This is a genomic window from Rossellomorea oryzaecorticis (assembly GCF_045897515.1).
In the GTDB taxonomy this organism is placed as follows: domain Bacteria; phylum Bacillota; class Bacilli; order Bacillales; family Bacillaceae_B; genus Rossellomorea; species Rossellomorea enclensis.
In genome coordinates, this window is sequence record NZ_JBJOSA010000004.1 from 1 (window position 1) to 23,715 (window position 23,715).

Genomic DNA, 23,715 nt, shown 5'->3' on the forward strand with positions numbered 1-23,715 from the left:
GCGTACGCGAAGCGCCATTCTTCTTAAATGATTCGGTCCTTCATGGGAATTCTAGAAGTTCCCACTACTATGACCTCGGCTGACTTCTGATCGTTCAGCGGACATTCGCATATCCGGTTACGGTGAGAGCACCGCATGCCGATCAGACCTCCCAGGGTAAGCACACACTCTTCCTCTCCATGTCCCCTCTTCATTTACTTCATACACCCTTTGGCAGTAAGGACTTTGACTTGTTGTGCAGTCTCGCCCAAGTGTATGTAGCCTGATGAAGTTCGTGTTCCTAGGGGCGGAGATTTGCCTCCGACTTCCTTCAGATTCTGGGTCACCCCAGACACCCTTGTCTTCAGCTAACCGTTACTACTGCCTTCACGGCTCGGGACTTGAACCCTGTAGATTGTGCGCATGCCTGGCACACACAAAAAAACAGACCCATCAGAGATGAGCCTGTTTTGGAAGTTTAAAATCAATTATTTCTTAACAACGTTAGCTGCTTGTGGTCCACGAGCACCTTGTTCGATGTCGAAAGAAACTTCTTGACCTTCGTCAAGTGATTTGAAACCTTCACCTTGGATCGCTGAGAAGTGTACGAATACATCGTCTCCACCTTCTACTTCGATGAATCCAAAACCTTTTTCTGCGTTAAACCATTTTACTTTACCATTTTCCATGAAAAATGCCTCCTAATGTGCTTAGCACACAATGTATTACTATTCTTGCGATATCAGGTGAAAAATCAAATCTTGTTCTTCCCTCGTATACCGGACAAAAATAATTCTTCTATAGAATAACAGGATTCTAAAAAATAAGCAAGTAAACATGAGCCCAGTTTATAAAGTCAGACGACTTACTATTCAAGACACCCCTGACTGCTTTAACTTTCGATGTTAAAATATCATTATTGCTTTCGGCAATAGTTGAATTATTATATGGTATAATAAAAGTAGTTGAAAGGAAGTGTCATATGAAATCCACTAAAAGTTTGTTTCCTAATGGATCTTCGGCTACGATTAAAGAAACTGGGGAAACAGTCACGATTTTGAAATCCCAATACGTTAAAAATATGAAACGCTATTCGTATATCGTCAAAGAACATCCTGGTACCTTTTACTTTGAAGAAGAATTGACCAGTGGCGAATAAGAGCCTGAAGCTGCAGATCCACCAATCCTGCAGCTTTTTTTATACGCAAAATTTGTACTGAGCAGCAAAAAAAGCCGCCGTCCCATTTAATGGGACGGCGGCTTTTTTTATGATGACCTGTGAGGGACTTGAACCCCCGACCCCCACCCTGTCAAGGTGATGCTCTCCCAGCTGAGCTAACAGATCGATTTAAACTACATTTATTATTATAGCGCGAATTGAAGTAATGTCAATATATTCTTATGAATATTTTGTCGAAAAATTTATAGACTATATGTATACAAGAACAAGTGTTCGCATATACTGTTGGTATCACGTTAGAAAGGACGATCAGCATGAACAAGCTTCTTACACGTTCACTCACTGAACAGGCACCGATTGAAATTATCTATATGACCGACCATTGTAACACCACGAAACGGAAAGTCATCATTAAAAAAGTGAATATGGATTCTGTGACTGCCTATTGCTTCCTTCGAAAACAGCTTCGTACTTTCCGGCTCGATTGTATCCTTGCTGCTTATCCGCCGATGAAATATAAAGAGCGCCTTTCCCCTATTAAAAGAGGGTGACCGCTATCGGTCACCCTCTTATTACATTTATGCAGTTGCTTGCTTAGGACGTTTGTCTTCCCTTTTAATGAGGAATTGAATTGCCAACAGAACTCCGAATGATACTAAACCGAAGATATCAGTCATCCCTTCAGGATAAATGAGCATCAGTCCTGCTGCCACACAAAGGAAGCGTTCAATTACAAAGAGTCTACGGAACCAATAACCGATCATTCCTGCACCAATGGCAATCATGCCTGTCACTGCAGTAAATACAACCCACAATAATTGAGTGACAGTTGTATCGATCATCAACAGTTCGGGTGACAGCACGAACATATACGGTATGATGAACGCCGCTATGGCAAGTTTTGCGGAGTTGACTCCCGTCCTTATCGGTTCACCCCCGGATACCCCGGCAGCGGCAAATGCTGCAAGCGCAACCGGCGGTGTGATGTCCGCAATAATCCCAAAGTAGAACACAAATAAATGTGCGGATAGTTCCGGTGCTCCCAGCAGGATGATGGCAGGTGCAGCAATGGTGGACGTAATGACATAATTCGCAGTAGTCGGTGAACCCATCCCCAGAACAATCGATGCAATCATCGTAAAGAACAGAGTCAGAAGCAGTTTCCCTTGTGCTGAACTCGTTAAGTCGGCTGCCAAATCAACAAGACCGTTGGCAAGCGTCAAACCTAATCCTGTCTTTGTTACCACCCCGACGATGATCCCCGCGGCGGCTGTTGCCACGGCAACAGAAAGAGCAGTTCGCGCACCGTCGACGAGTGCATCCACAGCGTCCTTGAATCCGATCCTCGTATCTTTACGTATGGCACTGATTGCGATCGTGGCAACGATTGACCACAGTGCCGCCCTCATGACACTCATTCCACTAACGAGTAAAATGATGACAGTCAGTATCGGAAGCAGAAGATAAATTTTCTTCAATACTTCTTTTTTGTTCGGCATTTCTTCATCTGATAAACCTCGCAAACCGAGTCGCTTGGCTTCAAAGTGAGTCATGATCCAAATTCCTGTAAAGTATAATACGGCTGGAATAGCTGCGGCTTTCGCAATATCCCAGTAAGAAATCCCGCCTATGAATTCAACCATCAGGAAAGCAGCCGCACCCATTATAGGAGGCATGAGCTGACCTCCTGTAGATGCTGCAGCTTCTACACCACCGGCGAATTCTTTACGATATCCCATTTTTTTCATCATAGGAATGGTAAAGGAACCCGAAGTCACGACGTTCGCCACAGAGCTTCCGCTTATAGTTCCTTGAAGGGCACTCGAGAAGATGGCGACTTTTGCCGGTCCACCAGTACGTTTACCCGCGATGGCTACAGCCAGATCATTAAAGTATTGACCTACTCCTGTCTTGACAAGGAATGCTCCGAATAACAGGAAGAGGAAAATGAAGGTGGCAGATACGTATAAAGGCGTACCGAGGATCCCTTCAGACGTAAAGAACATCGTTTTAACAATGTCATCCCAGTCATAGCCGCGATGTGAAAGGAAACCAGGCATCTGCCTTCCATAATACATGTATAAAAGGAAGGCTGAGGCTATTATCGTAATCGGCAGCCCCACGGCACGTCTCGTGGCTTCCAGAACCAATATGATGGCTGCAAGTCCGACGTAAAAATCCAGGCTGGTCATAAGCCCAACCCGGCTCACGATATCATCCTGCATGATCGGCCAATATGCACCGATACAGACGGAAATGGCCGCCAATACGACGTCATACCACGCAAGCTTATTTAGTTTCAAGTTCTTTTTCCTTGCAGGGAAAAGAAGGAATACTAGAGATAATGCGAAACCTAGATGAATCGACAGTAATAATTGCCTTGGTATGAATTGAAATATGGATGCCGTCAATTGAAATAATGAGAATGCTAATAGACCAAAAAATATGATCCATTTAAACAGTCCGCTCTCCAATTTTCTCGTAGAAGATTCAGGATCATATTTTTCTAATAATTCTTGTTGTTGTTCTGCAGTGAGAGACTCAAATTTTTTATCTTTTTCCAACAACAATCACTCCTTTCCATTGGCTGAACAGCGATACTTTTTTAAAATGCATTCTAACGATGGCCCCCTCTTTGAAATACTCTTTCAAGGGATATACTTCACCGTCGTAGACAAGCCGGTGATTAGCCACTACTTGTCCGATCTGTATGTCGATGAACGGGAATTCCCTGTCCATATTCGAAATGGCATACCTGCCATCTTTTGTTCTGCTGAATACTTCCCGGCCTTCTGCGTCGGAAGGCATTCCGATCGCTGTGTCTTCGTATAACAGTTTTGTTTGACGTATGTTATTTGCAGGTGTTTGGCGATAGATTTCCTCTACCTCTGACAGGTGGATGGAATGGGTATAGAGGATTGAAAATGATTGATCTTTACTGATCGAGAAATAAGCGGGTTTGTCTTCGTACTCCCTTGGTTCTATCACCAGGAATGTTTGTAAGGGAAGAAAAATGAATGACGTGAGAATAAGAAAAAGGAGAGCGCTCCATAACATGTATTTCCTTTTCATCGCTCCTCCCCCTTTCCATTTCTTCAAAACAAAAGAATAGACCGTGATAAGCGGCCTATCCTTTGTTCATCTCGGGGTGAATCAATTATTCTGCTGAAATACCTTTTTCATCAAAATATTTCTTTGCTCCCGGATGCAATTCGATACCCATACCTTTTAATCCATTTTCAGCTTTGATCAGCTTTCCTTTAGCATGGGTGATCTGATCTGTATTTTCAAAAATTGCTTTTGTTACATCATAAATGACATCTTCAGAGATATCTGCATTTGTTACAAGCATTGCGCGTACAGCGACGGTCGTAATGGCTTCATCCACTTTACTGTACGTACCGGCAGGGATTTCATCCTCTGCATAGTATGGATATTTCTCGATAAGTTCTGCAATCTTAGCTGAATCAACAGGTACGATTGAGATATCTTCAGTCGCAGCAAGTCCTTCTACCGCTCCTGTAGGGGTACCAGATGTGATGAATGCCGCATCGATTGTTCCATCCTGGATACCAGTTGTAGAATCATCGAAAGATAGGTTGCGGGCTTCAAGGTCTTCAAGTTTCATACCGTGGATTTCAAGGATCTGTTCTGCGTTCAAAAGTGTACCTGAACCAGCTTCACCTACTGAAACGACTTTCCCTTTTAGATCTTCAACCGATTTGATGCCGGATTTCTTAGTTGTTACGATTTGGATCGTTTCAGGATATAAAGTGGCGATACCGCGTGCATTCTCTACTTTGTTATCAGAGAACATTTGCGTACCTTCTGAAGCATATGAAGCTATATCTGTTTGTGTAAAAGCGATTTCAGTTTTACCATCTTTGATTGAAGCCATGTTCTCGGCAGATGCACCGGAAGTGGATGCCGAAGCTTTGATCCCGGTTTCATCTTCAATGATTTTTGCGAAGGTACCTCCAAGCGGATAGTATGTACCGCCGGTTCCTCCTGTAGCGATTCCGATGAAGTCTACTTTTTCATCACCATCGGAACTTCCACCGCCAGCTCCGCCTCCGCATGCCGCAAGTACGGCAGTAAGAATAAGAAGCAAGGCAGTGCTTAAGAATAAACTGCGTTTTTTCATAATCTGTTCCCCCCCTATTAAATTTTCTACTTTCCCGTAATCAATTGTATCACAAACTGTAACATTCTTGTCAAACAGGATACATAAACTTATAATTTTTTTCATAAAAAAACCCTCCATCCCACATCCATCCCGTGCAACATCAGATTCAGCGCTATATTTCACCCTTACTCTCAGTTGTAAAATGCATGGAAAATGTATAAAGCGTTTCCATTATATACTCTGGATATTCACTGGAAACAGATGAATGTCCACATAAAAAAGACTGAATGGCCTGAATGGCCATTCAGTCAAACTGTTATACATCAGGGTATCTTATCCGATTAATTCTTCATCCTCAAATTGTTTTTTGTCTTCGCTTGAAATGTTTTCTTCCTTGTCCCGAAGGCTGTGTGCGATCCGTGAAGAAGCGTTCGCGGCGATACTTGCGATAATATCATCCAGGAAGGTGTGAATCCCATTGCCATTTTTAGTATCAAGATCACGTATGATGCCTATCTTATTTTTATCTAAATGGCCGAAGGTCGTTACCGCAATACTTCCATAGCCAAGGGCTGCCCCAAGCGCAATCGTTTCATCCACTCCGAAAAGCCCTTCGTCGGTTTCGACGATTGATTGGAGGGGTTCTGAAAGCATCTTCTTCTCAGCCAGCTGGTCCAATTCCACCCCGACTAAAATGGCATGCTGGATTTCCCTTTTCAAAAGTACTTTTTTCACGCTGTCTATACAATCTTCCATTTCCAACTCAGAATGGTACGGGAACTGCATTTCATATACGATTTCAGCGATATCTTCTATCATGACTCCCCTGTCCTGAAGTTTCTGGAGTGCTGCCTGTGTGACTTCTTTTGAATGAATCGGCTTGTGCATTGTATGTACCCCTTTCTGACTTGTCTTCCATAGTAGAATTATAACATTTTTTAGAATTTTCTCATCCTAATCTGCTTGAAGGATTTAAATGAAAGATTGTGATACAATCTTTTTGTAAACGTTATCGAAGAGAATCAGGAGGGTTATGTATGACTGTTAACAGAGGTGCTGTGAATGAATTGAACCTCTTTAGTAAAGAGCTGAATGAGGAGATAAGGATGCTTGTGTATCTCCCTGCGACTTTTTCTCCTCTTTATAAATATTCTATATTGATTGCGCAGGACGGCAAGGACTATTTCCAGCTCGGAAGGATCCCGCGTCTTGCAGATGAATTTTTGAATAACAAAGAAATAGAAAACATGATCATTGTAGGCGTACCATATAAAGATGTAGAAGATAGAAGAAGAAAGTATCACCCTCACGGAGAAGAAAATGACGCTTATATCCGTTTCCTGGCCCATGAACTTGTCCCTTATCTTGATGAGCATTATCCGACTTATCATATGGGAATGGGACGTGCGCTTATCGGGGATTCATTAGGGGCGACTGTATCTCTGATGACCGCCTTGAAATATCCCAATACCTTTGGAAAGGTCATTCTTCAATCACCGCTTGTAAATGAAAAAGTACTGGATGAAGTTGAAAACTTTGCTCATCCCCATCTTTTGAATATTTATCATGTAATTGGAACCAAAGAAACCGAAGTGAAAACAACCAATGGGAAAGTAAAAGACTTCCTTACGCCAAACCGCCAGCTCCATGAACTGTTCAACGAAAAGAAATTCACCACTTTCTATGAAGAATTCGAAGGTGACCACACATGGAAACACTGGCAGCCGGACCTGAAACGGGCACTTCCCATGATGTTTGGGTGAAATGATCATAAAGACGCCATGAAAGTGAATTCTCCCACACTTTAGAAAAGCTGAATTATCAGTGGGAGAAGTTCCCTTTCGTTCGTCCTATATTAAATTTTTGAAAAATTTGCTATACTATATTTATATTAATTGCTTTTACAAGTAACAGTATCTGGAGGAGGTTTGAAGACAATGAACTATGGTGTTGTCGTTTTCCCATCAAAAAAGCTTCAGGATTTAGCAAATTCGTACCGTAAACGCTACGATCCTCATTACGCTTTGATTCCGCCGCATTTGACCCTTAAAAATGTGTTCTCTGCTGATGATGATCAAATAAAAGATATCGCCGATAAATTAAGGAACGTAGCAAAAAAATATGACCCTTTTAACTTGAAGGTTTATAAGGTCAGCTCATTCCAGCCGGTGAACAATGTCATTTATTTCAAAGTGGACCCTACCCCTGAACTGGAAGGGCTGCATCATGACATGCATAAACAGGACGTATTGGACGATGAGCCTGAATTCGCTTTCGTCCCTCACATCACGATTGCACAAAAACTTTCAAACGATGAACATTCCGATATTTTTGGTTCGCTGAGCATGCTGGGTGTGGATCACGAAGAAACGGTCGACCGCTTCCATCTCCTCTATCAGCTGGAGAATGGTTCATGGACAGTATATGAAACATTCCGCCTCGGAAAGGACTAATGCAGTTGAACGTAGAAATCGCTCAATCGGAATCACAGCTTGAAGAAGTTTTCAGTGTAAGGAAAACCGTGTTTGTGCAGGAACAGAATGTGCCTTTGGAAGAAGAAATCGATGAACATGAAAATCAATCGACCCACTTCATTTTGTATGACGGGGACCGGCCCGCCGGCGCAGGAAGATTCCGTCTGCTGGACGGGATCGGAAAAGTGGAACGTATCTGTGTGTTGAAGAGCCTCCGCGGTAAAGGGGCAGGCAGGGAGATCATGCAGGCCATTGAGCAATACGCTTCAGGGCGTTCCATTTCCAACCTTAAACTCAATGCGCAGACCTATGCGATTCCCTTTTATGAAGGATTAGGTTATGAGGTTGTCTCTGAGGAATTCATGGATGCAGGGATCCCCCACAGAACAATGATTAAAACAATCTCTTAATCAAGCATGCAAGACAAAAAAGATCAATCACCCTTTATATGGGAGGATTGATCTTTTTTTATCTAAATACAAATGACTCAAGTATAAAGGTACTTGCACTGGACGATAATGAAGAAATATATGGGGAGGGATATTATGGAGTACATGTCAATAGCCGTTGAGCTTGTTGTCGGCTATTTCGCCCTTTTGTTTTTAACGAAAATTTTAGGTAAGACCCAAATCACCCAGATTTCTGCCTTTGATTTTATTTCTGCATTGATATTGGGCGAATTGGTAGGGAATTCCCTTTATGATAACGAAATAAGTGTCTGGCAGATCCTTGCGGCCATTTTCATCTGGGGTTTTTTAATATTTGCTACAGAGTTCATTACACAGAAATCCAGAAGGCTCCGCCATGTTTTGGAAGGGACTCCGGCCATAGTGATCAATAAAGGAAAAATAGATTTCCAGCAGTTAAAGAAAAATAATCTAGATTTAAATCAGCTTCAGCATTTACTAAGGGCAAAGGATATTTTTTCCATAAGGGAATGTGAGTATGCATTATTAGAAACAAATGGGACATTAAGCGTCCTTAAGAAACCTTTGTTCGAAAATGTACAGCGGTCAGATTTGAATATCCAGCCAACTCAAGTAAGCCTTCCGCTCTCGTTGATTGTGGACGGTGAAATTGTTTATGATAATTTAAAAATCGTGCACCAGCAAGAAGAATGGCTGATACAAGAAATAAATAAACATGGATTTCAATCACATAAAGAAGTCATGTTTGCAGAATGGAAAGAAGGAGAAAGTCTATTGGTTCAAGGGTACTAAACAACAGTCAGGCTATCGCCACCCTGGGTTCATTATCCTTTACGTAAAACTTTATCCGCCCCTGACGTTCCAGGCTTGTTAAATAAGCAGTCACGGAAGTGCGGAACAGCAGCCACTGACCCATGTTTTTAACATCAAGTTTATGTAATGCCAGGAATTGTGTGGTCAGACTCTCCAGGGTTTCACCTACTCCTTTGCTTTCAATCAGTTGATATAGAGTATGGATCCGTTCTTCATGGACTCTTTGATTCATACGTACGGTATCGCTGAAGTTTTCCTCATATGGACCATGTCCCGGTATTGCTCCTTTGCATTTAATGTGAAGGAGTTTTTCCAATGTTGCCAAGGTCTGGTCCGCATCGATAATAAATGGGATCACATGTTTTTCCAGAGATTCTGTTCCGAAGTAACTGTCTGAGGCGTATAGGATATCTTCTATCAACAAGCCTGCCTGGGCATAGGAGTGGCCTGGAAGATCCAAAGCCTGGAACATAAATGGACCGATCCTATTCTCTCCGGATTCAATATGGAAATCTACTTTGACTGAAGGGCCTTCAAGAAATTTATTTCTTAATTCCTTAATCGGATTGGCGCCATTGAATAGATAAATTGGTTCGAGAAGCGGATTTTCGATGATGGCTGATTCCATGGGAGGGCAGTAAAGCGGTATCCCGGTCACTTTCTTCAAGTATGCGGCGCCGCCAAAATGGTCTGCGTGGGCATGAGTGATGATGCAGTAATCCAGAGGAAGTTCTTGTTGTTTGACCATTTTCAGGATTTTCTTGATTGCCGACTCATCCAGTCCGGTGTCTATAAGGAGTCCTTTACCTTCCTTTTGGCAATAACCGATATTCACGACGCCGGTGAAAGCATAGCAATTCTCATTAAACTGTTGAAGCTTCAATTCATTCATCCTTTCAGTACAATGCTGCAAGGCTCGTACTGTTTGTGAATACAGACAGCGGTCCTTTACTTTATACGTATTCGTTAAAGTAGGTCCCTTTTCCTGTCACTTCCGCTAATAATTCCTGTGGAATCATGTTCTTTTGGGGTCTTCTTTTCGTGGCTGAAAGATTTTTCTTGTGTTCATTGTCCTCGTATATGCGCATTTCTTCACTGAAGGTTTCTTCGCGGTTATTTTTCAGTGCCCTGGCCGGCTGAACGGGAAAGAACCGGAATGGGTGTTTATTCACCTTCATTTCCCTTTCTTGATATTGTCTATATTGAAAGTGTGGAATTGGAGCGATATAGCCCATATTCATGACCTCCTTATAATGGGTTTACCCGCGATGCCATTTTTTTAACCCCGGGTAAAAATAAAAAGAGAATTAACATAAAGTACGTGTCTCAACGTTCTTTTATGTCCATTCTCTTTCAAAAAATTATTTCTTCCCTTTGTTGAGCATATTGGATATAGTCCCAAAATCCAGCTGCTTTCCATCGTTTACGATTGACTTGACGATCTTATCTTCCATCTCTTTATTAACTGGTTTGTTGGCAATTTTCGAAACACGTTTAATGACTTTCCTGACTGTCGCTTCATCCTTGAAATTCGCATTTTGCAGTGAGTTTGCAAGCTCCAGCACTTCGTTCATATTCACGCCTGTCTTCTGCTCGAGATTTTTGAAGAAATTATTGTTCATGAGTAAACCGCCTCCCTTTTAACTATAAGTATCATATGTATAAAAATGGAGAGCGTGAGTATTCCAAGAAAAAAAGACAGGATCCCTCATAAAGAGGATTCTGCCTTTATTCTGCTTCATGATTAGCAGAAGCTAGCTCCAACGATGATCAACAAGATAAATAAGACGACGATCAATACAAAAGTAGAACCATAGCCGCCGCCATAGCCGCCATATCCGCAGCCACCATATCCATATCCGTAAGGCATTCAGCTTCACCTCACTTTACCTTTAGTCACTTATAACATATGTAAGTGAGGGATATTCCGTATGGGCTTTTTTCAATTTTGTTGTGTGTTTGTCCAATTGTACAAATCGAGGGTCAAATTCCCTTCACTGTCCGCCTGTGCCAGGAATACTGCCTCGAAGTCAAGCTTCCTTTTCAAAAGTTCCTTTAACAGCCATGGCTTATCAAATCCAACCGCCTTCAGTGCTGCATCATCAATTTTCCCATCAATGATCACAGCCTGCGGGGGTGTGGCCCTCTGAAAAAGGGACAATATATCTTCTTTTACCAGTGGCTGTTTTTCTTTTTTCAGCATCACGCTGAGGTCTCCATTCGTATCCAGCGTGGCAAATTCAACATCCGCGGCTCTGAAGACATCTTTCTTCCTCAATTGTTCAAGCAATTCATCTACGGAATACTTTTCTTTACGCAGTGCTTTTTCATCGATTTGTCCATCTTTAATGAAAACAGAAGGCTTCCCTTCAGCAAATCTCCTGAATTTGCTGCTTTTAAGAGAGATGAAAGAAAACACAAGCGGGAATGAAAACCAAAGCAGGATACTCATAAGGCCTTCACTGAGCGGCAGGCCAAGATCCATCGAGAGGGTTCCTGCAATACTCCCGACGGTTATACCCGTTATATACTCGAAAAATGATAATTTGGACAGCTGTTTTTTCCCAAGAAGCTTTGTAATAAAGAACAGTGAAAGAAGGATAAATGAACTTCTGGCTGCAACTTCTAAATATTCCGGCATCTCATACACCCCCTGCTATCCCTTCGGTTTAAAAAGGAGCGCCCCAATGAAACCAAAGACGATCGCTGCGGAAATGCCTGAACTTGTTACTTCAAACATCCCGGTCAATACACCTACAAGTCCATGCTCCTGTGATTCCTGCATGGCACCGTTCACAAGGGAATTTCCGAAGCTGGTAATCGGGATTGTTGCCCCTGCCCCTGCAAAATCGATCAGCGGCTCGTATAGCCCAAAACCCGAAAGAATGGCGCCTGCAACCACGAGCAGGCTCAATGTATGAGCCGGTGTCATTTTTGCAACATCAAACAATAGCTGTCCGATGACACAGATGATTCCTCCTATAACAAACGACCAAAAGAACATCGCTAACATGTTTACTACCTCCCTATCCTATACAAATTCAATGGAAACGGCATGTGCAATACAAGGAATGGTTTCTCCCTGCTGGAAGGTAAGGGGCGACAGCAGGGCGCCGGTCGCGACTACCAGGATCCTCTTATACGTACCTTTTTTCATTTCATTCAGCAGATGCCCATAAAGGACAGCGGCTGAACAGCCAGGTCCGCTTGCCCCCGATTGAACCGGCTGGTCTTCTCCATAAATGAGGAGTCCGCAATCCTTATACTGCTGTTCTGTCAAGGTGTATCCGTTTTCCTTCATCAGCTCCATCGCCGTCTGTCTGCCAATGGCTGCAAGATCACCGGTTACGATTAAATCGTAATAAGAAGGGTCTCTTCCCAGATCCTGAAAATGGCCCGTCATTGTATCCGCTGCTGCAGGTGCCATTGCCCCCCCCATATTAAAGGGATCTGATAAACCAAGGTCGATGACTTTCCCAATTGTAGCGGATGTCACCCTCGGTGCTGGAGAGGTGATATCCGTGCCATTGCCGACTACTGCATATCCTGCTCCTGTTACGGTCCATTGTGCTGTCGGGGGCTTTTGCCCTCCGTACTCAGTCGGATAGCGAAATTGCTTTTCAGTTGCAGAATTATGACTTGAGGCCCCGGTCACTACTTTTTCCGCCCCTTGATGATTGACCAGAAAAGCGGCAAGTGCAAGCCCTTCCATTGAAGTTGAACAAGCTCCGAACAATCCAAAGTAAGGAAAGGAAAAGGTGCGTGCAGCAAAGCTTGAGGGAGTGATTTGGTTGATCAGGTCGCCCGTCAGGAAAAATTGGACATCTTCTTTTTGCAGTTTTTGTTTGTCCAGCGCAATCTGCACTGCATCCTCAATTAGGGTGCGGTTTGCTTTTTCATATGAGTCTTGTCCCATCCATAAATCATCAAAAAAGCGGTCAAAGTCATCAGATAGTTTACCCTGTTTTTCGAATGGTCCTCCCACGACGCCTGTTGATAAGATCGCAGGCTGCTTCTCGAAAATCCATGATCTTCCTCCTTTAAGCATCAAATCAACCCCCACTGGATTAATAATGTCTTTATCAGCGCCACAACAAATGCAGAGAAAACACCGAAAACAATGACAGAACCAGCCAGTTTAAAGATATTCCCGCCTACACCAAGGACATAGCCTTCTGTTTTATGTTCAATTGCCGCTGATATGACTGCATTGCCAAATCCTGTTACCGGCACTGCGCTCCCTGCACCTCCGAATTGTCCGAGGTGATCGTAGATGCCGAATCCAGTCAGAATCATGGCGAAAAAGACCATAGTAGCGACTGTCGGATTCCCGGCAGTCTGCTCAGTGAAATTAAAAAAATAAATATAGAAATAACTTACTGCCTGCCCGATCAGGCAAATGGCTCCGCCTACAAAAAATGCCTTTATAACATTTTTCAACAACGGCCTTTTCGTTTCATATTGTTTTTCAATTTTTTCATACTTCTGCTGTTCGGGGGTTTTGGGTGTCTTTCCCACAGAGAATCCCTCCTACGTCTTTTCCTTCTGAAGCTCGATGATATCCTTGAATTCTTTTTCAGCTTCTTTCTTGGAAATCGTTTTCTGCTGGATTTGTTCTTTTAAGCGGACAGTTTCCAGAAAGATTTTGTAATCACTTGATAAAATGAAGTCTTCACCTGGATGCTTATCTTCAAGTAATTTCTCCATATCCTTTTCAATCTTTTTCATTTTAAAGCGCTGCAAATGCTTCACTTTGTATACCACAAGTGTTTGTTCCTTACTTTGAATCACTGCTACATCATAAAGTTCCTTCTTCTTGGCCAATTCTTTTTTAATCGCATGGCCGAAGCTTTCCGTTTCAGGATGATCCACCAGTTCAACAGGCTCTGGATCGGTTGTCTTCAAGAGAGCGATTTTACTCTCCTCTCCATCCTCTTTGTTCGAGCAGCCTGCAATCATTAAGAGACTGATGATCCCTGCCAGTAAATAATTTTTCATACATGATCCCTCTTTTTTGTTTATCATCATTCTTTATTTTTTTCTTAAAGTCTGATTTTATGTAAAAAAAAAGACTGCTCTTAATGAGCAATCTATTTTTTCTTTGATTTCGAACCGCAGCCGCATCCGCCTTTTTTCTTTTTATTTGTTGCAGTATTTGTTGATTTAATCACATTATCCATAGAGGTTTTTTTCAATTGCATTGCCTCCTTTTGCATAAGAATGATTCATTATATGTAAAAGAAAGCGTGCTTGTTTCCACTAATTACCTACACCGATTCTCTATTCCAGTACTGTACGGCAGCTTCAATGATTGCTGCCACACCGGCCACAGCCAACAAAGTGGTGAGTGGACCGAATATGACTGGGAACAGCAGATAACCGCCGTATAAGAATAAGCTTACCCAGATTCCTGTGCACCAATAACAGGATAGCAGTTGACCGATAAAGCCTTTCAATCCGGTCGTTTTGGGTATGAGGTATATTTCTTCCACCCCATCCTCCACTTCTTTCACTTCATCAAAAAAGGGAGCCCGCATCCATTCTGTTATTTTATCGAAGACAATCAGATGCGTCATCCGGAAGATGGCAAAACCAAGGGCCAGGAGCTGTACCAATGATAAATCCATTTATCATCGCCCTTTCTATATTAGTAAATATATACAAGCCCAAATTTTTAAAAGAGGGCAGATGTCCGTTACCTAATTGCCTACCTGACAATATGTTAGTAATGTAAATGAAATTTATTTTAAGGAGGAACTTTATATGGGTTGCGGAAGAGATAGAGATTTTGGTAAAAAAGATCTCGGCTGTGTATGTCAAGCTGTGCGCGCTATCAAAGACATTCAAGATGCTGGTGACGAATGCAACGAATGCCGTAATGACTGTTTCCTTGAGCCACTGGGAACAATGGTCAGCCCTGCTAACCGTGTAAATACACGTATCTTCAAGCTTTATCTGAAGAACGGTGATACATTCAAAGCACACATCAAAGGAAAGCCTTGGAAATCACCATTTTTCCGGGTGAAGGACATCTTCGATAATTGCTGTGCTACATTGCAAGTAGTGAAGCCAGAGCACCATCACCACGGTGGATCAGGCGGAGGCGGCAGAGGCGACGATCTTGAAGATGCAGATACAATGATGAGCGAATGGGAATTAACAGGGGACTGTATCACTGTTGACCTTGATTGCTTCTGTGCGATTCAATGCATCAAAGATGTGTTTGTCGACTTATGTGAAGACTGATAAGTCAGAGTAACGAAGATTAAAGCCAGCCGGGAATTTCCCGTCTGGCTTCTTTTATTGCAAGCCGATCATTTTGATGGATTTTAATGAGTCCCTTGCAACCTCTACTTCATCACCGCGGAAGGTTTTTATTTTAATTGCTGATTCCCACATTGAGATAAGCACCCCTTTATAGGTGTCAGTATCAGTACTGAATTCACATGGGAATGGCACTTTTCCGTTGATGCTTGCAGTAATGTAGTCAAGTTTTTCATCCAGGGTCAATTCCTTGAAGGGGGGCAGCCTTCTGAACGCCTGCATGGAAGACTGGGATTCCTCCCTGGCAGCCTCAGGGACCGGTCTGGCTTCTTTATCAATTTTTGATACAGGGACTGGATTTGCTGTTTCAGAATCTACTTTGTGATGGACGGCTTTGTTTTCAATCGGGCTTGGCGAATCAGCCTCTTTTTTCTCTTTCCGTTTCGAGGAACGATAGACCACTTGCATATTCCCTTTGACTTCCTGAAGCTTTGGCTGTTGAATGTATAACAACGGTTCTTTATTTGATGACTTATCTTTTTTCATGAAGCACACCTCCAATTCTTCTCCACTTTTATATGTATGCAATTGGTGCACGTCAGTTTCGTTTTTGGGATAAAAAACCGCCGGAAATCACTCAGAAGACCGAGTAAAATGGATGGTGATGGGGGTTTGATGGAGGCTTGAAGGACATATACAGGATTATCGTTCATTGATCTATTCTTTTCAGCTGGCTAACCGGTGTTATCAAACAAGTTTGAAGGAATCTTTCGTTTTGGCTCATTAATTTTCGAATTTATTCCGATTATCTTTGAATTTTTACCATTAATCTTTCAATTTCACCCTTTAATCTTTCAAATCTGCCGATAATTCCGTCACGAGGTAAAGCATGGAAATACTCCATACTCTTATATCACTAACGAGTATGACACTTTTCTACATGAAAAAACCCCGCCGGCACTAATACCGGCGGGGTTTAACTTTCATTACCCAAGGATATGATACCCGGAATCGACGTGGAGGTTTTCCCCTGTGATTCCCCTTGAAAGGTCGCTGAATAGGAATACGGCTGTATCTCCTACTTCTTCCTGTGTTGTATTGCGTCTCAGCGGTGCACGCTCTTCGATTTCTTTAAGGATGGAGTTGAAATCCCCCACTCCCTTAGCGGAAAGGGTGCGGATCGGGCCGGCAGAAATCGCATTGACACGGATGCCGTGTTTGCCAAGGTCACTGGCAAGATATTTAACACTTGCTTCAAGAGAGGCCTTTGCTACTCCCATGACGTTATAGTTCTGCATGACACGTTCGCCGCCCAGATACGTCATCGATACGATGCTTCCGCCTTCCGTCATTAAATCCTTCGCTGCCTTTGCCACGGCAGTGAGGGAATATGAACTGATATTATGCGCGAGAAGGAAACCGTCCCTTGTTGTGTTCATATAGTCCCCGGCAAGCTCTTCTTTATTCGCAAACGCGATGCAGTGCGCAAGGCCATGGATCACTCCCACTTCTTCCTTTATTGAAGAGAAGCATTTGTCGATGTCTTCGTCACTTGTTACATCACACGGGAAGAATAGAGACTCTTCTCCGCCTTCCAATGTCCCTGCAAGATCTTTGACACCTTTTTCAAAACGTTCTCCAGCATATGTAAATACCACCCGCGCACCTGATTGATGAAGTGAACGCGCAATTCCCCAGGCGATACTGCGTTTATTGGCAACTCCCATGACAACATATGTTTTGCCTTTTAATGAAAGAGTCATATTTATCCTCCTATTATTACAAGTTATTAGTACCTGATACTAATTCTACATGAAACTTGAAAAAAAGAAAAGGTTCATTTCATTGATATCTTGTTTTTAGTCTCTTGTATTTGATGGATATGACGCTCTTCGTGCCTTCCCAGAAGCTCGAGTACCTGCCATACCGGCATGATGCCGAATCGATGATGATCCATAGTCTTACCGGAAAGCGAATCTTCCGTATGCCCCTCAAGGAATTGATCAGTCAGCCTTCTTGATGTATGAAGGGCGGTCAATAATTGCTCCCTTGTTTGAGGATCTTCCGGCGGATCGATTGGTGCCTTGAGTTTTTTATTTTTATCTTCAAATACACTTAAATCAACCTCTTCCCCTTCCATTACCTGCTGACTTTCTGCAGCTTCCAAAGCGAGTTTCATAAAGCGTGTCTCAGCACCCGCCAAATGAAGGACGATTTGGGCAATGCTCCACTCACCTGGTGCCGGCTTTTCATTCAGCTCTTCGAATGTCAAAGCCTCGAAACTTTCTTCCAGCTTCTTTCTTATGTCTTTTACGTTAATTTCCCACATTCTCATCATCTCCTTATTATTCTGCATATGTAACTAATTAGGTATTCACCACGTAAAATCCTTTATTCACAAAAAAGTAAAGGCCCTCCGGTGTCACCGGAGAGCCTTGTTTATAGACTAGCAATACTCACAGAACTCTAGTTCACGTTTCAGTTCATCTACATATTCCTTAGAGCCGGTAACGATCAACCGGTCATTCATATGAAGTTCTGTATCACCGTGAGGGACAATGGAATCTTTGCCCCTGAAAATACGGACGAAAATGACATCCCCTGTAAATGGGAATTTTCTTAATGTCATCCCTTCAAACTGGCTGTTGAGCATCTTGATTTCATATAGCGACATTTCCTGGTTCGTGAGGATATTCATCACCGATGGAGATTCAATCATCGCTCTCAATAACGCTTTTGTTGAAAGGAATACAGAGTAAACCTCAATCTCCTGTTCCTTGAGTGATTCATGCAGATCAGGGCTTTCGACACGAACGATGACCCGCTCGACACCTCTTTCTTTTGCTGCGACGGATAGTGTGGCATTCGCTTCTTCATCCCCTGTGGAAATCACAAGGATATCAGCTTCGAATATACCAAGTCCATCCAGGGTATCAAGTTCGTAATTCTCAATTTCATTGATATTGAACAATGAGTCTGCAATATTTTTATCCGATTTATCCTGAATCGTATGATAAAGGGTTGAATCATACAGGGACGATTGCAGCTCCCTCGAAGCAGGCAATGTCATTTGATTTGCCCCAAGAAATACGACGTTCAGTTTCTTTTCAGTTGCACTTTCCCGAGGGAACAGCTTCTTAAAGACAATCGGTGTGATGATACAGGCAATGACAGCCACAAGTATCAGCGTACCACTCATTTGCGGTGTTATGATCTCCATTCTCTCAGCGATTTTAGCTGCGGCAATTACCAGGGAGAGTGTCGATGTCAACAGGAACGCGGAAGCGATTGTCGTCTTTGTATCGTACCATTTTTTCAACAAATACACCGGCAGAAGCTTTGAAATCAGGAAAGCAAGCAGGAGCAGCGGGATCAAAAGAAGCATCTTCTTATCACTCAGCAAGGTCATCAGATCCAGTTCAACCCCGACCATTACGAAAAAGATCGGTATCAGAAAACCATAACCGAAAGAATCCAGTTTCTGCACCATTTCCTGATTTGGAGCGAGTAATGACACCAATACACCTGCAAGGAAGGCCCCCAGGATATTCTCCGCCCCGACTGTTTCAGATACCGCGACAAGCAGAATAATCAGCGTGAATACGGCACGTGTCCCTATTTGGACCGTTCCCGTGGACAAGCTTTTGATGAAATTGTTGTTTTTCATACGTTTGCCCAACAGATACAGAAGCACTCCTACACCGAACAGCACCAGCAGAAGCCACATGCTGCCATGTCCTTCACCGTACAGTGAAACAAATACAGCAAGAAGGATCATGGTGACCAGATCTGCTATGACGGCGATCAATAAGATGATTTGACCAATGGCGGTTTTTGAGATCTGTGCTTCCTTCAGGGTCGGAACGACTACTCCCAATGAAATTGTCGATATAATCAAGGTCATAAGGAAAGCATTCTCTATGAGACCAAACAGGACGAATAAATAGGACAGCCCAAGAGAAACGAAGAATATGCCGATGAAAATGATGCTTGCCACCAGCAGTCGGTTAGGCTCTTCCTTTCCGCTCGGGAGGATTTCTTTTTTGGTCTTACTATTTGAGAATGCCTTGAAATCAATTTCCAATCCACTTAAAAACATCAAAAAGATGAAACCGAAAGTGGATAAAGTTTCGAGCCACATATCTTGTTGGACAAGGTTGAATCCACTTTTCCCTATCACAAGGCCCATGATGATTTCGGCAATGACCACAGGGATGAAATTCAATTTAAAACGATGCAGCAATATCGGCGTCAAAAAGGCAACAATGATCACAATAACCAGTGACGTTACAGAAGCATGCTGTTCCATCATACTCTCCCCCTTTTCTTTCTATATAAGGTAGTTTAAAAATAGCGTAGCAAGCCCTAAATAGATCAGGGTGCTGATGATATCGTTGATCGTCGTGATGAATGGACCGGAGGCGACTGCGGGATCGACTTTCAACTTATGCATGAACAGAGGTACAAGCGTTCCTGCCAACGTAGCAACAAATAAGGAAATGAAGACGGAAACCCCGACCAGCATACCGAGGAAAAATGTACCTTTCCACACATAGACAATCAGACTGACAACGATCCCGCATGTCGTTCCTGTTATGAGCCCAGTACCTGCTTCACGCAGGACAAGGGAGAGCTTGTTTTCTTTCTCCAAATCTCCTGTAGCGATTCCCCGGACAGCAACCGCCAGGGCCTGAGTACCTGTGTTTCCTGCCATCCCTGCTATAAGCGGGATAAAAACTGCCAAAATGGCGACTTTATCGAGCGTCGCTTCGAACCGCCCGATGAGATTCGCTGTGATCATACCGAGAAATAATAACGCAATCAGCCATGGCAGACGCTTCTTTGCGGCATTAAAAGGGTTTCTGTCAATGGAATCCAAGTCGGCGATACCGGCAAGCTTGGAGTAGTCATCTGAAGCTTCTTCTTCCATGACATCCATGATATCATCGACTGTGATGATCCCGAGGAGATGATGCTGAAAGTCCACCACGGGCAAGGCAAGGAAGTCATAGTCTTTCATTTGTCTTGCAACAGCCTCCTGATCCTCGCTCACCCCGACTGACATGACCCTTTCACTCATGATTTCAGATATCATGACGTCATCATGGCTGATGATAAGATCCCTTAACGAGATAACCCCCACGAGCTTCTTATCATCGTCTACTACATAAATATAATAAATGGTTTCTGCATTCGGGGCTTCATTCTTAAGGATATACATGGCAGATCTGACCGTCTGATTTTGGGAAATGGCGACAAATTCGGTCGTCATGATACTTCCTGCAGTGTACTCTTCATAATGAAGGAGCTCTTTAATTTCTTTGGCCGATTCATCATCCATGATGGTAAGATAGCTTACCACCTGTTCCTTATCAAGTTCATTCAATACGTCGACTGCGTCATCCGCATACATGTTTGATAACATTTCGGCAGCATATGACGGGTTCATCTCCGCAAGTATTTCCTGATAATCTTCTTCATCTATATCCAGGCTTTCGAATAGTTCAGCCATTTCTTCCGGAGAGAGATAATGGTACAGCCTGGTCCTCAGTTCATCTTCGACTTTCGAGAAGAATTTTGCCTGATCATAGGAGTGTAACTGAGTGAATTCAGACCTGAATAAATCTAAATCTTCCTGCCTGAGGGCTCTAATGAGAAGCTCTTCATCATACATTTCTTTATCCTGCTTTTCTTTTTCATTGTTTTGATCTTTGACTGCTTCTTCCATTAAGGCTCACCCTCCTTTATATGTTAATCTCATATAGTCGTAATAATACTAGCAAATCTTCTTTCAATTGTCTTGCATTAACCGGGGCATTCGATCTGGTAATATTGGTAATGATCTCAAAACGAATAAATACTCACGTTTTTTCAAACACTGAATCATTAATATGTCACAAAACTACTGAAATGAAAAGAAAAAAGTTTCCCGTTTCAGAGAAAGAAGGTACCCTATGAAAACTGATGTAATCGGTGATGTACACGGATGCTTTGACGAATTTTACAGGCTGACTGAAAAACTCGGTTATAATTGGGAATCAGGTCTCCCTCGGCATCCCGAAGGAAGAAAACTTGCTTTTGTCGGGGATTTGACCGACCGAGGCCCTCACTCTTTAAAAATGATCACAGTCGCCGCTTCCCTGCACCGTGAAAAAGAAGCTTACTATGTCCCAGGGAATCATTGCAATAAGCTTTACAGGTATTTTCTTGGGAACAACGTGAAGATCCTCCACGGTCTAGAAACCACAATAGCAGAATTAAGTGCACTGACAGAAGAAGAAAGAATCGGGTACAGAGACTCATTCATTGAGTTATACGAAACTTCCCCGCTGTATCAGGTCCTGGATGAAGGAAGATTGATCATTGCACACGCCGGGATAAAGGAAAAGCATATAGGCAAGAACAATAATCGTGTAAAAACATTCGTCCTCTACGGCGATATAACAGGCGAAGTGAACGAAGATGGAACTCCGGTAAGAAGGGATTGGGCAATGGAATACAAAGGCAGGCCATGGATCATCTATGGGCATACCCCTGTCATGAAACCAAGGAAGATGAATAATACGGTGAACATTGATACGGGGGCTGTATTCGGAGGGAAATTGTCGGCGTTAAGGTATCCGGAAATGGAAATCATAAGCGTGCAGTCAACCATGCCGCTGGTAAAAGAAAAGTTCAGGACCTTCCCCTGATGATATACAAAAAATCCCCTGTGCTGCTTAGCACAGGGGATCCATATTTTCATGAGAAGCCAATTCTGTCAAAGCTTCCCTCATATCATTTGCCAGCGGACACTCGAATTCCATCCGTTCCTTTTTCATAGGATGAAATAAAGAAAGGGTTTTACAATGAAGTGCCTGGCGCTTTAGACATTTTACATTGCCGCCGTACAAATCGTCCCCTATGAGAGGATGGCCGATTGATGCCAAGTGTACGCGTATCTGGTGTGTTCTCCCTGTAAAGGGACGTACGGACAGATGGGCGGCTTCTGGATACTGTCTTAGAACCTGATACCCGGTCTTGGCATATTGTCCGTCTTGCCGGACTTCTCTTTCAATTATACTCGTTTCTTTGCGTCCGATGGGCTTCTCGATCATTCCATATGTATCGGCCATCACCCCTTCAACAAGTGCTTCATATGTCCTCTTCACTCCTCTTTCCTGATGCTGCAGGGAGAAGAGGTGATGCACATGCCTATGCTTGGCTACAAGTACCAATCCGGATGTGGCACGGTCCAGCCTCGTTACAATATGAACAGCAGATGCCAGGTTAAGCTCTTTGTAGTAACCCGCAATCCCATTTGCCAGGCTGCCTGTTGGATGTTCTTTTGTAGGGATTGAATACATTCCCCATGGTTTCTCCACAACGAGGAGATCGCCGTCCTCATAAATGATTTGCAGAGAAATATCCTCGGGAAGTAACTTTTGACTTCCTGTTTCAGGAGCAAAAACCAGTTTGACCTTGTCGTCTTCTTTTAAGGGATGACGGACATTTACTTCCCTGTCATTCACTGAGATCGACCCGCCTTCGAATTTGACAGATGTCAGGGTCCGTTTAGAAACCTTCTGGTCTACAAGAAATTCCCTCAGAAGCTTCCCTTCATATATAGAAGGTACACTCCACTCGATGGAATACCCTTTACTCATCTGCCACAAATGAGTCATGCACCCTCTTCCAGAAAGGGAATGGACGGAAGCGGGCAAAACGGATTTTCTCGTCTGCAACACGGTATTGGATCGATTTCACATCTTTATGAAGAAGGGAAAGATGGTCGATCGTTACCAGGAAGTCGGGACCATTGACAGGCTTCAACATACACGTATGGTGGGCAGGAAGGATAAGCGGCGAACCGATCGTTCTGAATACCCGGTTGTTGATTGATGCCATTTCGGCAAACTGAATAGCTGGCAGTGAAGGGTGTATAATCGCGCCCCCCAGCGCTTTATTATAAGCGGTGCTTCCTGACGGCGTGGATAAACACAATCCGTCCCCCCTGAATCGCTCGAAATGCTGTCCCCTGATTTCTACATCCATGACGAGAGTGCCTTCCACACTTTTCACCGTGGATTCATTCAAAGCCAAATAACGCGTCTCCTTACCGCCATGCTGATAGCGGATGATTGTTTCCAGGAGAGGATATTCAATCACTTGATAAGGAGTCTTTGCAATGGCTATGACCAGTTTTTCAATTTCTTCAGGCACCCAGTCTGCATAAAACCCGAGATGACCCGTATGTACCCCTACGAAGGCGGTTTTATCAAGTCTCGAACGATAGCGGTGAAAGGCATAAAGCAGAGTCCCGTCCCCTCCTACGGAAATCACGATATCAGGCTGATCTTCATCATATGTCAAATTGAAATCCTGTAAATAAGTCCTCATTTTATGCATCAAAGTATTGGACTTTGAATCACCCTTTGATGTAATGGCAAACTTCATTCGGGTTGACCCCCT

Annotated in this window: 30 protein-coding genes and 1 tRNA gene; 8 read left to right on the forward strand and 23 right to left on the reverse strand. The window is 43.2% G+C overall.

All coding sequences use genetic code 11. The features are described 5' to 3' along the window. Window positions 1-467: 467 nt before the first annotated feature. On the reverse strand, window positions 468-668 hold the full coding sequence (cspD, locus tag ACKA06_RS06040) for a cold-shock protein CspD (RefSeq protein ID WP_032089110.1): 201 nt from the start codon (window positions 666-668) through the stop codon (window positions 468-470). 293 nt (window positions 669-961) lie between these two features. On the opposite strand from cspD, the gene ACKA06_RS06045 reads away from it, so the two are divergent. Further along, the gene (locus tag ACKA06_RS06045) at window positions 962-1,138 is read left to right on the forward strand and encodes a hypothetical protein (protein ID WP_169792807.1); all 177 of its coding nucleotides are present in this window, start codon (window positions 962-964) and stop codon (window positions 1,136-1,138) included. Between the two features lie 113 nt (window positions 1,139-1,251). Here ACKA06_RS06045 and ACKA06_RS06050 read toward each other — a convergent pair. Continuing rightward, window positions 1,252-1,324, reverse strand: a tRNA-Val gene (locus tag ACKA06_RS06050). Window positions 1,325-1,473: 149 nt separating this feature from the next. On the opposite strand from ACKA06_RS06050, the gene ACKA06_RS06055 reads away from it, so the two are divergent. Then, complete coding sequence (locus ACKA06_RS06055) at window positions 1,474-1,710, forward strand: hypothetical protein (RefSeq protein ID WP_032089111.1); 237 nt, start codon at window positions 1,474-1,476, stop codon at window positions 1,708-1,710. 27 nt (window positions 1,711-1,737) lie between these two features. On the opposite strand, the gene ACKA06_RS06060 is transcribed toward ACKA06_RS06055, so the two are convergent. The 4 genes from ACKA06_RS06060 to ACKA06_RS06075 all read right to left on the reverse strand — a co-directional run bounded on the left by ACKA06_RS06060 (window position 1,738) and on the right by ACKA06_RS06075 (window position 6,173). Continuing rightward, the gene (locus tag ACKA06_RS06060) at window positions 1,738-3,723 is read right to left on the reverse strand and encodes a TRAP transporter permease (protein WP_411159283.1); all 1,986 of its coding nucleotides are present in this window, start codon (window positions 3,721-3,723) and stop codon (window positions 1,738-1,740) included. Continuing rightward, window positions 3,710-4,231, reverse strand: coding sequence for a DUF1850 domain-containing protein (locus ACKA06_RS06065; RefSeq protein WP_032089113.1), 522 nt, complete (start codon window positions 4,229-4,231; stop codon window positions 3,710-3,712). The genes ACKA06_RS06060 and ACKA06_RS06065 overlap by 14 nt, the downstream gene beginning before the upstream one ends. 85 nt (window positions 4,232-4,316) lie before the next feature. After that, the gene (locus ACKA06_RS06070) at window positions 4,317-5,303 is read right to left on the reverse strand and encodes a TAXI family TRAP transporter solute-binding subunit (protein ID WP_411159284.1); all 987 of its coding nucleotides are present in this window, start codon (window positions 5,301-5,303) and stop codon (window positions 4,317-4,319) included. A 315-nt stretch (window positions 5,304-5,618) separates the two neighbouring features. Next, a complete protein-coding gene (locus ACKA06_RS06075) occupies window positions 5,619-6,173 on the reverse strand; it encodes a phosphatidylglycerophosphatase A family protein (RefSeq protein ID WP_411159285.1) in 555 nt (184 codons plus the stop codon). Between the two features lie 149 nt (window positions 6,174-6,322). Here ACKA06_RS06075 and ACKA06_RS06080 point away from each other — a divergent pair, with 149 nt between their 5' ends. The 4 genes from ACKA06_RS06080 (at window position 6,323) to ACKA06_RS06095 (ending at window position 8,979) form a co-directional block, all read left to right on the forward strand. Next, window positions 6,323-7,048: an alpha/beta hydrolase gene (locus ACKA06_RS06080; RefSeq protein ID WP_032089116.1), complete on the forward strand. Its 726-nt coding sequence runs from the start codon at window positions 6,323-6,325 to the stop codon at window positions 7,046-7,048. Window positions 7,049-7,222: 174 nt separating this feature from the next. Continuing rightward, window positions 7,223-7,738: a YjcG family protein gene (locus tag ACKA06_RS06085; RefSeq protein WP_032089117.1), complete on the forward strand. Its 516-nt coding sequence runs from the start codon at window positions 7,223-7,225 to the stop codon at window positions 7,736-7,738. A 5-nt stretch (window positions 7,739-7,743) separates the two neighbouring features. Next, window positions 7,744-8,169: a GNAT family N-acetyltransferase gene (locus tag ACKA06_RS06090; protein ID WP_032089154.1), complete on the forward strand. Its 426-nt coding sequence runs from the start codon at window positions 7,744-7,746 to the stop codon at window positions 8,167-8,169. Between the two features lie 135 nt (window positions 8,170-8,304). Continuing rightward, on the forward strand, window positions 8,305-8,979 hold the full coding sequence (locus ACKA06_RS06095; RefSeq protein ID WP_197670687.1) for a DUF421 domain-containing protein: 675 nt from the start codon (window positions 8,305-8,307) through the stop codon (window positions 8,977-8,979). Between the two features lie 7 nt (window positions 8,980-8,986). Here ACKA06_RS06095 and ACKA06_RS06100 read toward each other — a convergent pair whose 3' ends face one another. From ACKA06_RS06100 to ACKA06_RS06145, 10 genes are all read right to left on the reverse strand, one after another. Then, window positions 8,987-9,883, reverse strand: a complete 897-nt coding sequence (locus ACKA06_RS06100; protein WP_032089118.1) for an MBL fold metallo-hydrolase — start codon at window positions 9,881-9,883, stop codon at window positions 8,987-8,989. Window positions 9,884-9,953: 70 nt separating this feature from the next. Further along, window positions 9,954-10,241 (reverse strand): hypothetical protein, encoded by a 288-nt coding sequence (locus ACKA06_RS06105; protein ID WP_411159286.1) that lies wholly within the window; start codon window positions 10,239-10,241, stop codon window positions 9,954-9,956. 120 nt (window positions 10,242-10,361) lie between these two features. After that, entirely contained in the window at window positions 10,362-10,622 is a 261-nt protein-coding gene (locus tag ACKA06_RS06110; protein ID WP_032089120.1) for a stage VI sporulation protein F, read from the reverse strand. 122 nt (window positions 10,623-10,744) lie between these two features. Next, window positions 10,745-10,870 (reverse strand): YjcZ family sporulation protein, encoded by a 126-nt coding sequence (locus ACKA06_RS06115; protein WP_081941189.1) that lies wholly within the window; start codon window positions 10,868-10,870, stop codon window positions 10,745-10,747. A gap of 72 nt (window positions 10,871-10,942) precedes the next feature. Then, a complete protein-coding gene (locus tag ACKA06_RS06120; protein WP_032089121.1) occupies window positions 10,943-11,641 on the reverse strand; it encodes a DUF421 domain-containing protein in 699 nt (232 codons plus the stop codon). 15 nt (window positions 11,642-11,656) lie between these two features. Next, a complete protein-coding gene (spoVAE, locus tag ACKA06_RS06125; RefSeq protein WP_032089122.1) occupies window positions 11,657-12,013 on the reverse strand; it encodes a stage V sporulation protein AE in 357 nt (118 codons plus the stop codon). A gap of 18 nt (window positions 12,014-12,031) precedes the next feature. Then, on the reverse strand, window positions 12,032-13,048 hold the full coding sequence (gene spoVAD, locus ACKA06_RS06130; protein WP_064565112.1) for a stage V sporulation protein AD: 1,017 nt from the start codon (window positions 13,046-13,048) through the stop codon (window positions 12,032-12,034). Further along, window positions 13,048-13,518: a stage V sporulation protein AC gene (gene spoVAC / locus ACKA06_RS06135; RefSeq protein WP_032089124.1), complete on the reverse strand. Its 471-nt coding sequence runs from the start codon at window positions 13,516-13,518 to the stop codon at window positions 13,048-13,050. The genes spoVAD and spoVAC overlap by 1 nt, the downstream gene beginning before the upstream one ends. 12 nt (window positions 13,519-13,530) lie before the next feature. Then, a complete protein-coding gene (locus ACKA06_RS06140; RefSeq protein ID WP_032089125.1) occupies window positions 13,531-13,998 on the reverse strand; it encodes a sporulation protein in 468 nt (155 codons plus the stop codon). Between the two features lie 269 nt (window positions 13,999-14,267). Beyond that, window positions 14,268-14,627 carry a DUF1360 domain-containing protein gene (locus ACKA06_RS06145; protein ID WP_032089126.1) on the reverse strand — a complete coding sequence of 120 codons (360 nt, stop codon included), beginning with the start codon at window positions 14,625-14,627 and terminating at the stop codon, window positions 14,268-14,270. Between the two features lie 136 nt (window positions 14,628-14,763). Between ACKA06_RS06145 and ACKA06_RS06150 the strand changes: the two genes are divergently transcribed. Next, the gene (locus ACKA06_RS06150) at window positions 14,764-15,246 is read left to right on the forward strand and encodes a CotY/CotZ family spore coat protein (protein ID WP_032089127.1); all 483 of its coding nucleotides are present in this window, start codon (window positions 14,764-14,766) and stop codon (window positions 15,244-15,246) included. A 54-nt stretch (window positions 15,247-15,300) separates the two neighbouring features. Here ACKA06_RS06150 and ACKA06_RS06155 read toward each other — a convergent pair whose 3' ends face one another. From ACKA06_RS06155 to mgtE, 5 genes are all read right to left on the reverse strand, one after another. Further along, window positions 15,301-15,810 carry a CotO family spore coat protein gene (locus ACKA06_RS06155; RefSeq protein WP_032089128.1) on the reverse strand — a complete coding sequence of 170 codons (510 nt, stop codon included), beginning with the start codon at window positions 15,808-15,810 and terminating at the stop codon, window positions 15,301-15,303. A 440-nt stretch (window positions 15,811-16,250) separates the two neighbouring features. After that, window positions 16,251-17,027: an enoyl-ACP reductase FabI gene (gene fabI, locus ACKA06_RS06160; RefSeq protein WP_058298264.1), complete on the reverse strand. Its 777-nt coding sequence runs from the start codon at window positions 17,025-17,027 to the stop codon at window positions 16,251-16,253. Window positions 17,028-17,101: 74 nt separating this feature from the next. Next, window positions 17,102-17,620, reverse strand: a complete 519-nt coding sequence (locus tag ACKA06_RS06165; RefSeq protein ID WP_081941191.1) for a DinB family protein — start codon at window positions 17,618-17,620, stop codon at window positions 17,102-17,104. Between the two features lie 90 nt (window positions 17,621-17,710). Continuing rightward, on the reverse strand, window positions 17,711-19,573 hold the full coding sequence (locus ACKA06_RS06170) for a monovalent cation:proton antiporter family protein (RefSeq protein WP_032089131.1): 1,863 nt from the start codon (window positions 19,571-19,573) through the stop codon (window positions 17,711-17,713). 21 nt (window positions 19,574-19,594) lie between these two features. Further along, on the reverse strand, window positions 19,595-20,992 hold the full coding sequence (mgtE, locus tag ACKA06_RS06175; RefSeq protein ID WP_058298261.1) for a magnesium transporter: 1,398 nt from the start codon (window positions 20,990-20,992) through the stop codon (window positions 19,595-19,597). Between the two features lie 226 nt (window positions 20,993-21,218). On the opposite strand from mgtE, the gene prpE reads away from it, so the two are divergent. Beyond that, window positions 21,219-21,956, forward strand: coding sequence for a bis(5'-nucleosyl)-tetraphosphatase PrpE (gene prpE, locus ACKA06_RS06180; RefSeq protein ID WP_411159287.1), 738 nt, complete (start codon window positions 21,219-21,221; stop codon window positions 21,954-21,956). Between the two features lie 27 nt (window positions 21,957-21,983). Here the strand turns inward: prpE and ACKA06_RS06185 are convergent, their stop codons facing one another. Both ACKA06_RS06185 and ACKA06_RS06190 read right to left on the reverse strand, forming a co-directional pair. Then, complete coding sequence (locus ACKA06_RS06185) at window positions 21,984-22,928, reverse strand: RluA family pseudouridine synthase (protein ID WP_232353799.1); 945 nt, start codon at window positions 22,926-22,928, stop codon at window positions 21,984-21,986. Beyond that, window positions 22,903-23,700 carry an NAD kinase gene (locus ACKA06_RS06190; protein ID WP_032089135.1) on the reverse strand — a complete coding sequence of 266 codons (798 nt, stop codon included), beginning with the start codon at window positions 23,698-23,700 and terminating at the stop codon, window positions 22,903-22,905. Before ACKA06_RS06190 ends, ACKA06_RS06185 begins: the two co-directional genes overlap by 26 nt. Window positions 23,701-23,715 lie beyond the last annotated feature (15 nt).

What these genes read in the sequence shown, in the direction of transcription:
- ACKA06_RS06155 (WP_032089128.1), bottom strand. Translation starts at nt 15,810, where the DNA reads ATGAAAAAAGATAAGTCATCAAATAAAGAACCGTTGTTATACATTCAA.
- ACKA06_RS06170 (WP_032089131.1), bottom strand. Translation starts at nt 19,573, where the DNA reads ATGGAACAGCATGCTTCTGTAACGTCACTGGTTATTGTGATCATTGTT.
- ACKA06_RS06065 (WP_032089113.1), bottom strand. Translation starts at nt 4,231, where the DNA reads ATGAAAAGGAAATACATGTTATGGAGCGCTCTCCTTTTTCTTATTCTC.
- spoVAE (WP_032089122.1), bottom strand. Translation starts at nt 12,013, where the DNA reads ATGTTAGCGATGTTCTTTTGGTCGTTTGTTATAGGAGGAATCATCTGT.
- ACKA06_RS06085 (WP_032089117.1), top strand. Translation starts at nt 7,223, where the DNA reads ATGAACTATGGTGTTGTCGTTTTCCCATCAAAAAAGCTTCAGGATTTA.
- mgtE (WP_058298261.1), bottom strand. Translation starts at nt 20,992, where the DNA reads ATGGAAGAAGCAGTCAAAGATCAAAACAATGAAAAAGAAAAGCAGGAT.
- ACKA06_RS06110 (WP_032089120.1), bottom strand. Translation starts at nt 10,622, where the DNA reads ATGAACAATAATTTCTTCAAAAATCTCGAGCAGAAGACAGGCGTGAAT.
- ACKA06_RS06055 (WP_032089111.1), top strand. Translation starts at nt 1,474, where the DNA reads ATGAACAAGCTTCTTACACGTTCACTCACTGAACAGGCACCGATTGAA.
- ACKA06_RS06165 (WP_081941191.1), bottom strand. Translation starts at nt 17,620, where the DNA reads ATGCAGAATAATAAGGAGATGATGAGAATGTGGGAAATTAACGTAAAA.
- ACKA06_RS06145 (WP_032089126.1), bottom strand. Translation starts at nt 14,627, where the DNA reads ATGGATTTATCATTGGTACAGCTCCTGGCCCTTGGTTTTGCCATCTTC.
- ACKA06_RS06190 (WP_032089135.1), bottom strand. Translation starts at nt 23,700, where the DNA reads ATGAAGTTTGCCATTACATCAAAGGGTGATTCAAAGTCCAATACTTTG.
- ACKA06_RS06045 (WP_169792807.1), top strand. Translation starts at nt 962, where the DNA reads ATGAAATCCACTAAAAGTTTGTTTCCTAATGGATCTTCGGCTACGATT.
- ACKA06_RS06070 (WP_411159284.1), bottom strand. Translation starts at nt 5,303, where the DNA reads ATGAAAAAACGCAGTTTATTCTTAAGCACTGCCTTGCTTCTTATTCTT.
- ACKA06_RS06105 (WP_411159286.1), bottom strand. Translation starts at nt 10,241, where the DNA reads ATGAATATGGGCTATATCGCTCCAATTCCACACTTTCAATATAGACAA.
- cspD (WP_032089110.1), bottom strand. Translation starts at nt 668, where the DNA reads ATGGAAAATGGTAAAGTAAAATGGTTTAACGCAGAAAAAGGTTTTGGA.
- ACKA06_RS06120 (WP_032089121.1), bottom strand. Translation starts at nt 11,641, where the DNA reads ATGCCGGAATATTTAGAAGTTGCAGCCAGAAGTTCATTTATCCTTCTT.
- prpE (WP_411159287.1), top strand. Translation starts at nt 21,219, where the DNA reads ATGAAAACTGATGTAATCGGTGATGTACACGGATGCTTTGACGAATTT.
- ACKA06_RS06080 (WP_032089116.1), top strand. Translation starts at nt 6,323, where the DNA reads ATGACTGTTAACAGAGGTGCTGTGAATGAATTGAACCTCTTTAGTAAA.
- fabI (WP_058298264.1), bottom strand. Translation starts at nt 17,027, where the DNA reads ATGACTCTTTCATTAAAAGGCAAAACATATGTTGTCATGGGAGTTGCC.
- ACKA06_RS06095 (WP_197670687.1), top strand. Translation starts at nt 8,305, where the DNA reads ATGGAGTACATGTCAATAGCCGTTGAGCTTGTTGTCGGCTATTTCGCC.
- spoVAD (WP_064565112.1), bottom strand. Translation starts at nt 13,048, where the DNA reads ATGCTTAAAGGAGGAAGATCATGGATTTTCGAGAAGCAGCCTGCGATC.
- ACKA06_RS06150 (WP_032089127.1), top strand. Translation starts at nt 14,764, where the DNA reads ATGGGTTGCGGAAGAGATAGAGATTTTGGTAAAAAAGATCTCGGCTGT.
- ACKA06_RS06115 (WP_081941189.1), bottom strand. Translation starts at nt 10,870, where the DNA reads ATGCCTTACGGATATGGATATGGTGGCTGCGGATATGGCGGCTATGGC.
- ACKA06_RS06140 (WP_032089125.1), bottom strand. Translation starts at nt 13,998, where the DNA reads ATGAAAAATTATTTACTGGCAGGGATCATCAGTCTCTTAATGATTGCA.
- ACKA06_RS06185 (WP_232353799.1), bottom strand. Translation starts at nt 22,928, where the DNA reads ATGACTCATTTGTGGCAGATGAGTAAAGGGTATTCCATCGAGTGGAGT.
- ACKA06_RS06075 (WP_411159285.1), bottom strand. Translation starts at nt 6,173, where the DNA reads ATGCACAAGCCGATTCATTCAAAAGAAGTCACACAGGCAGCACTCCAG.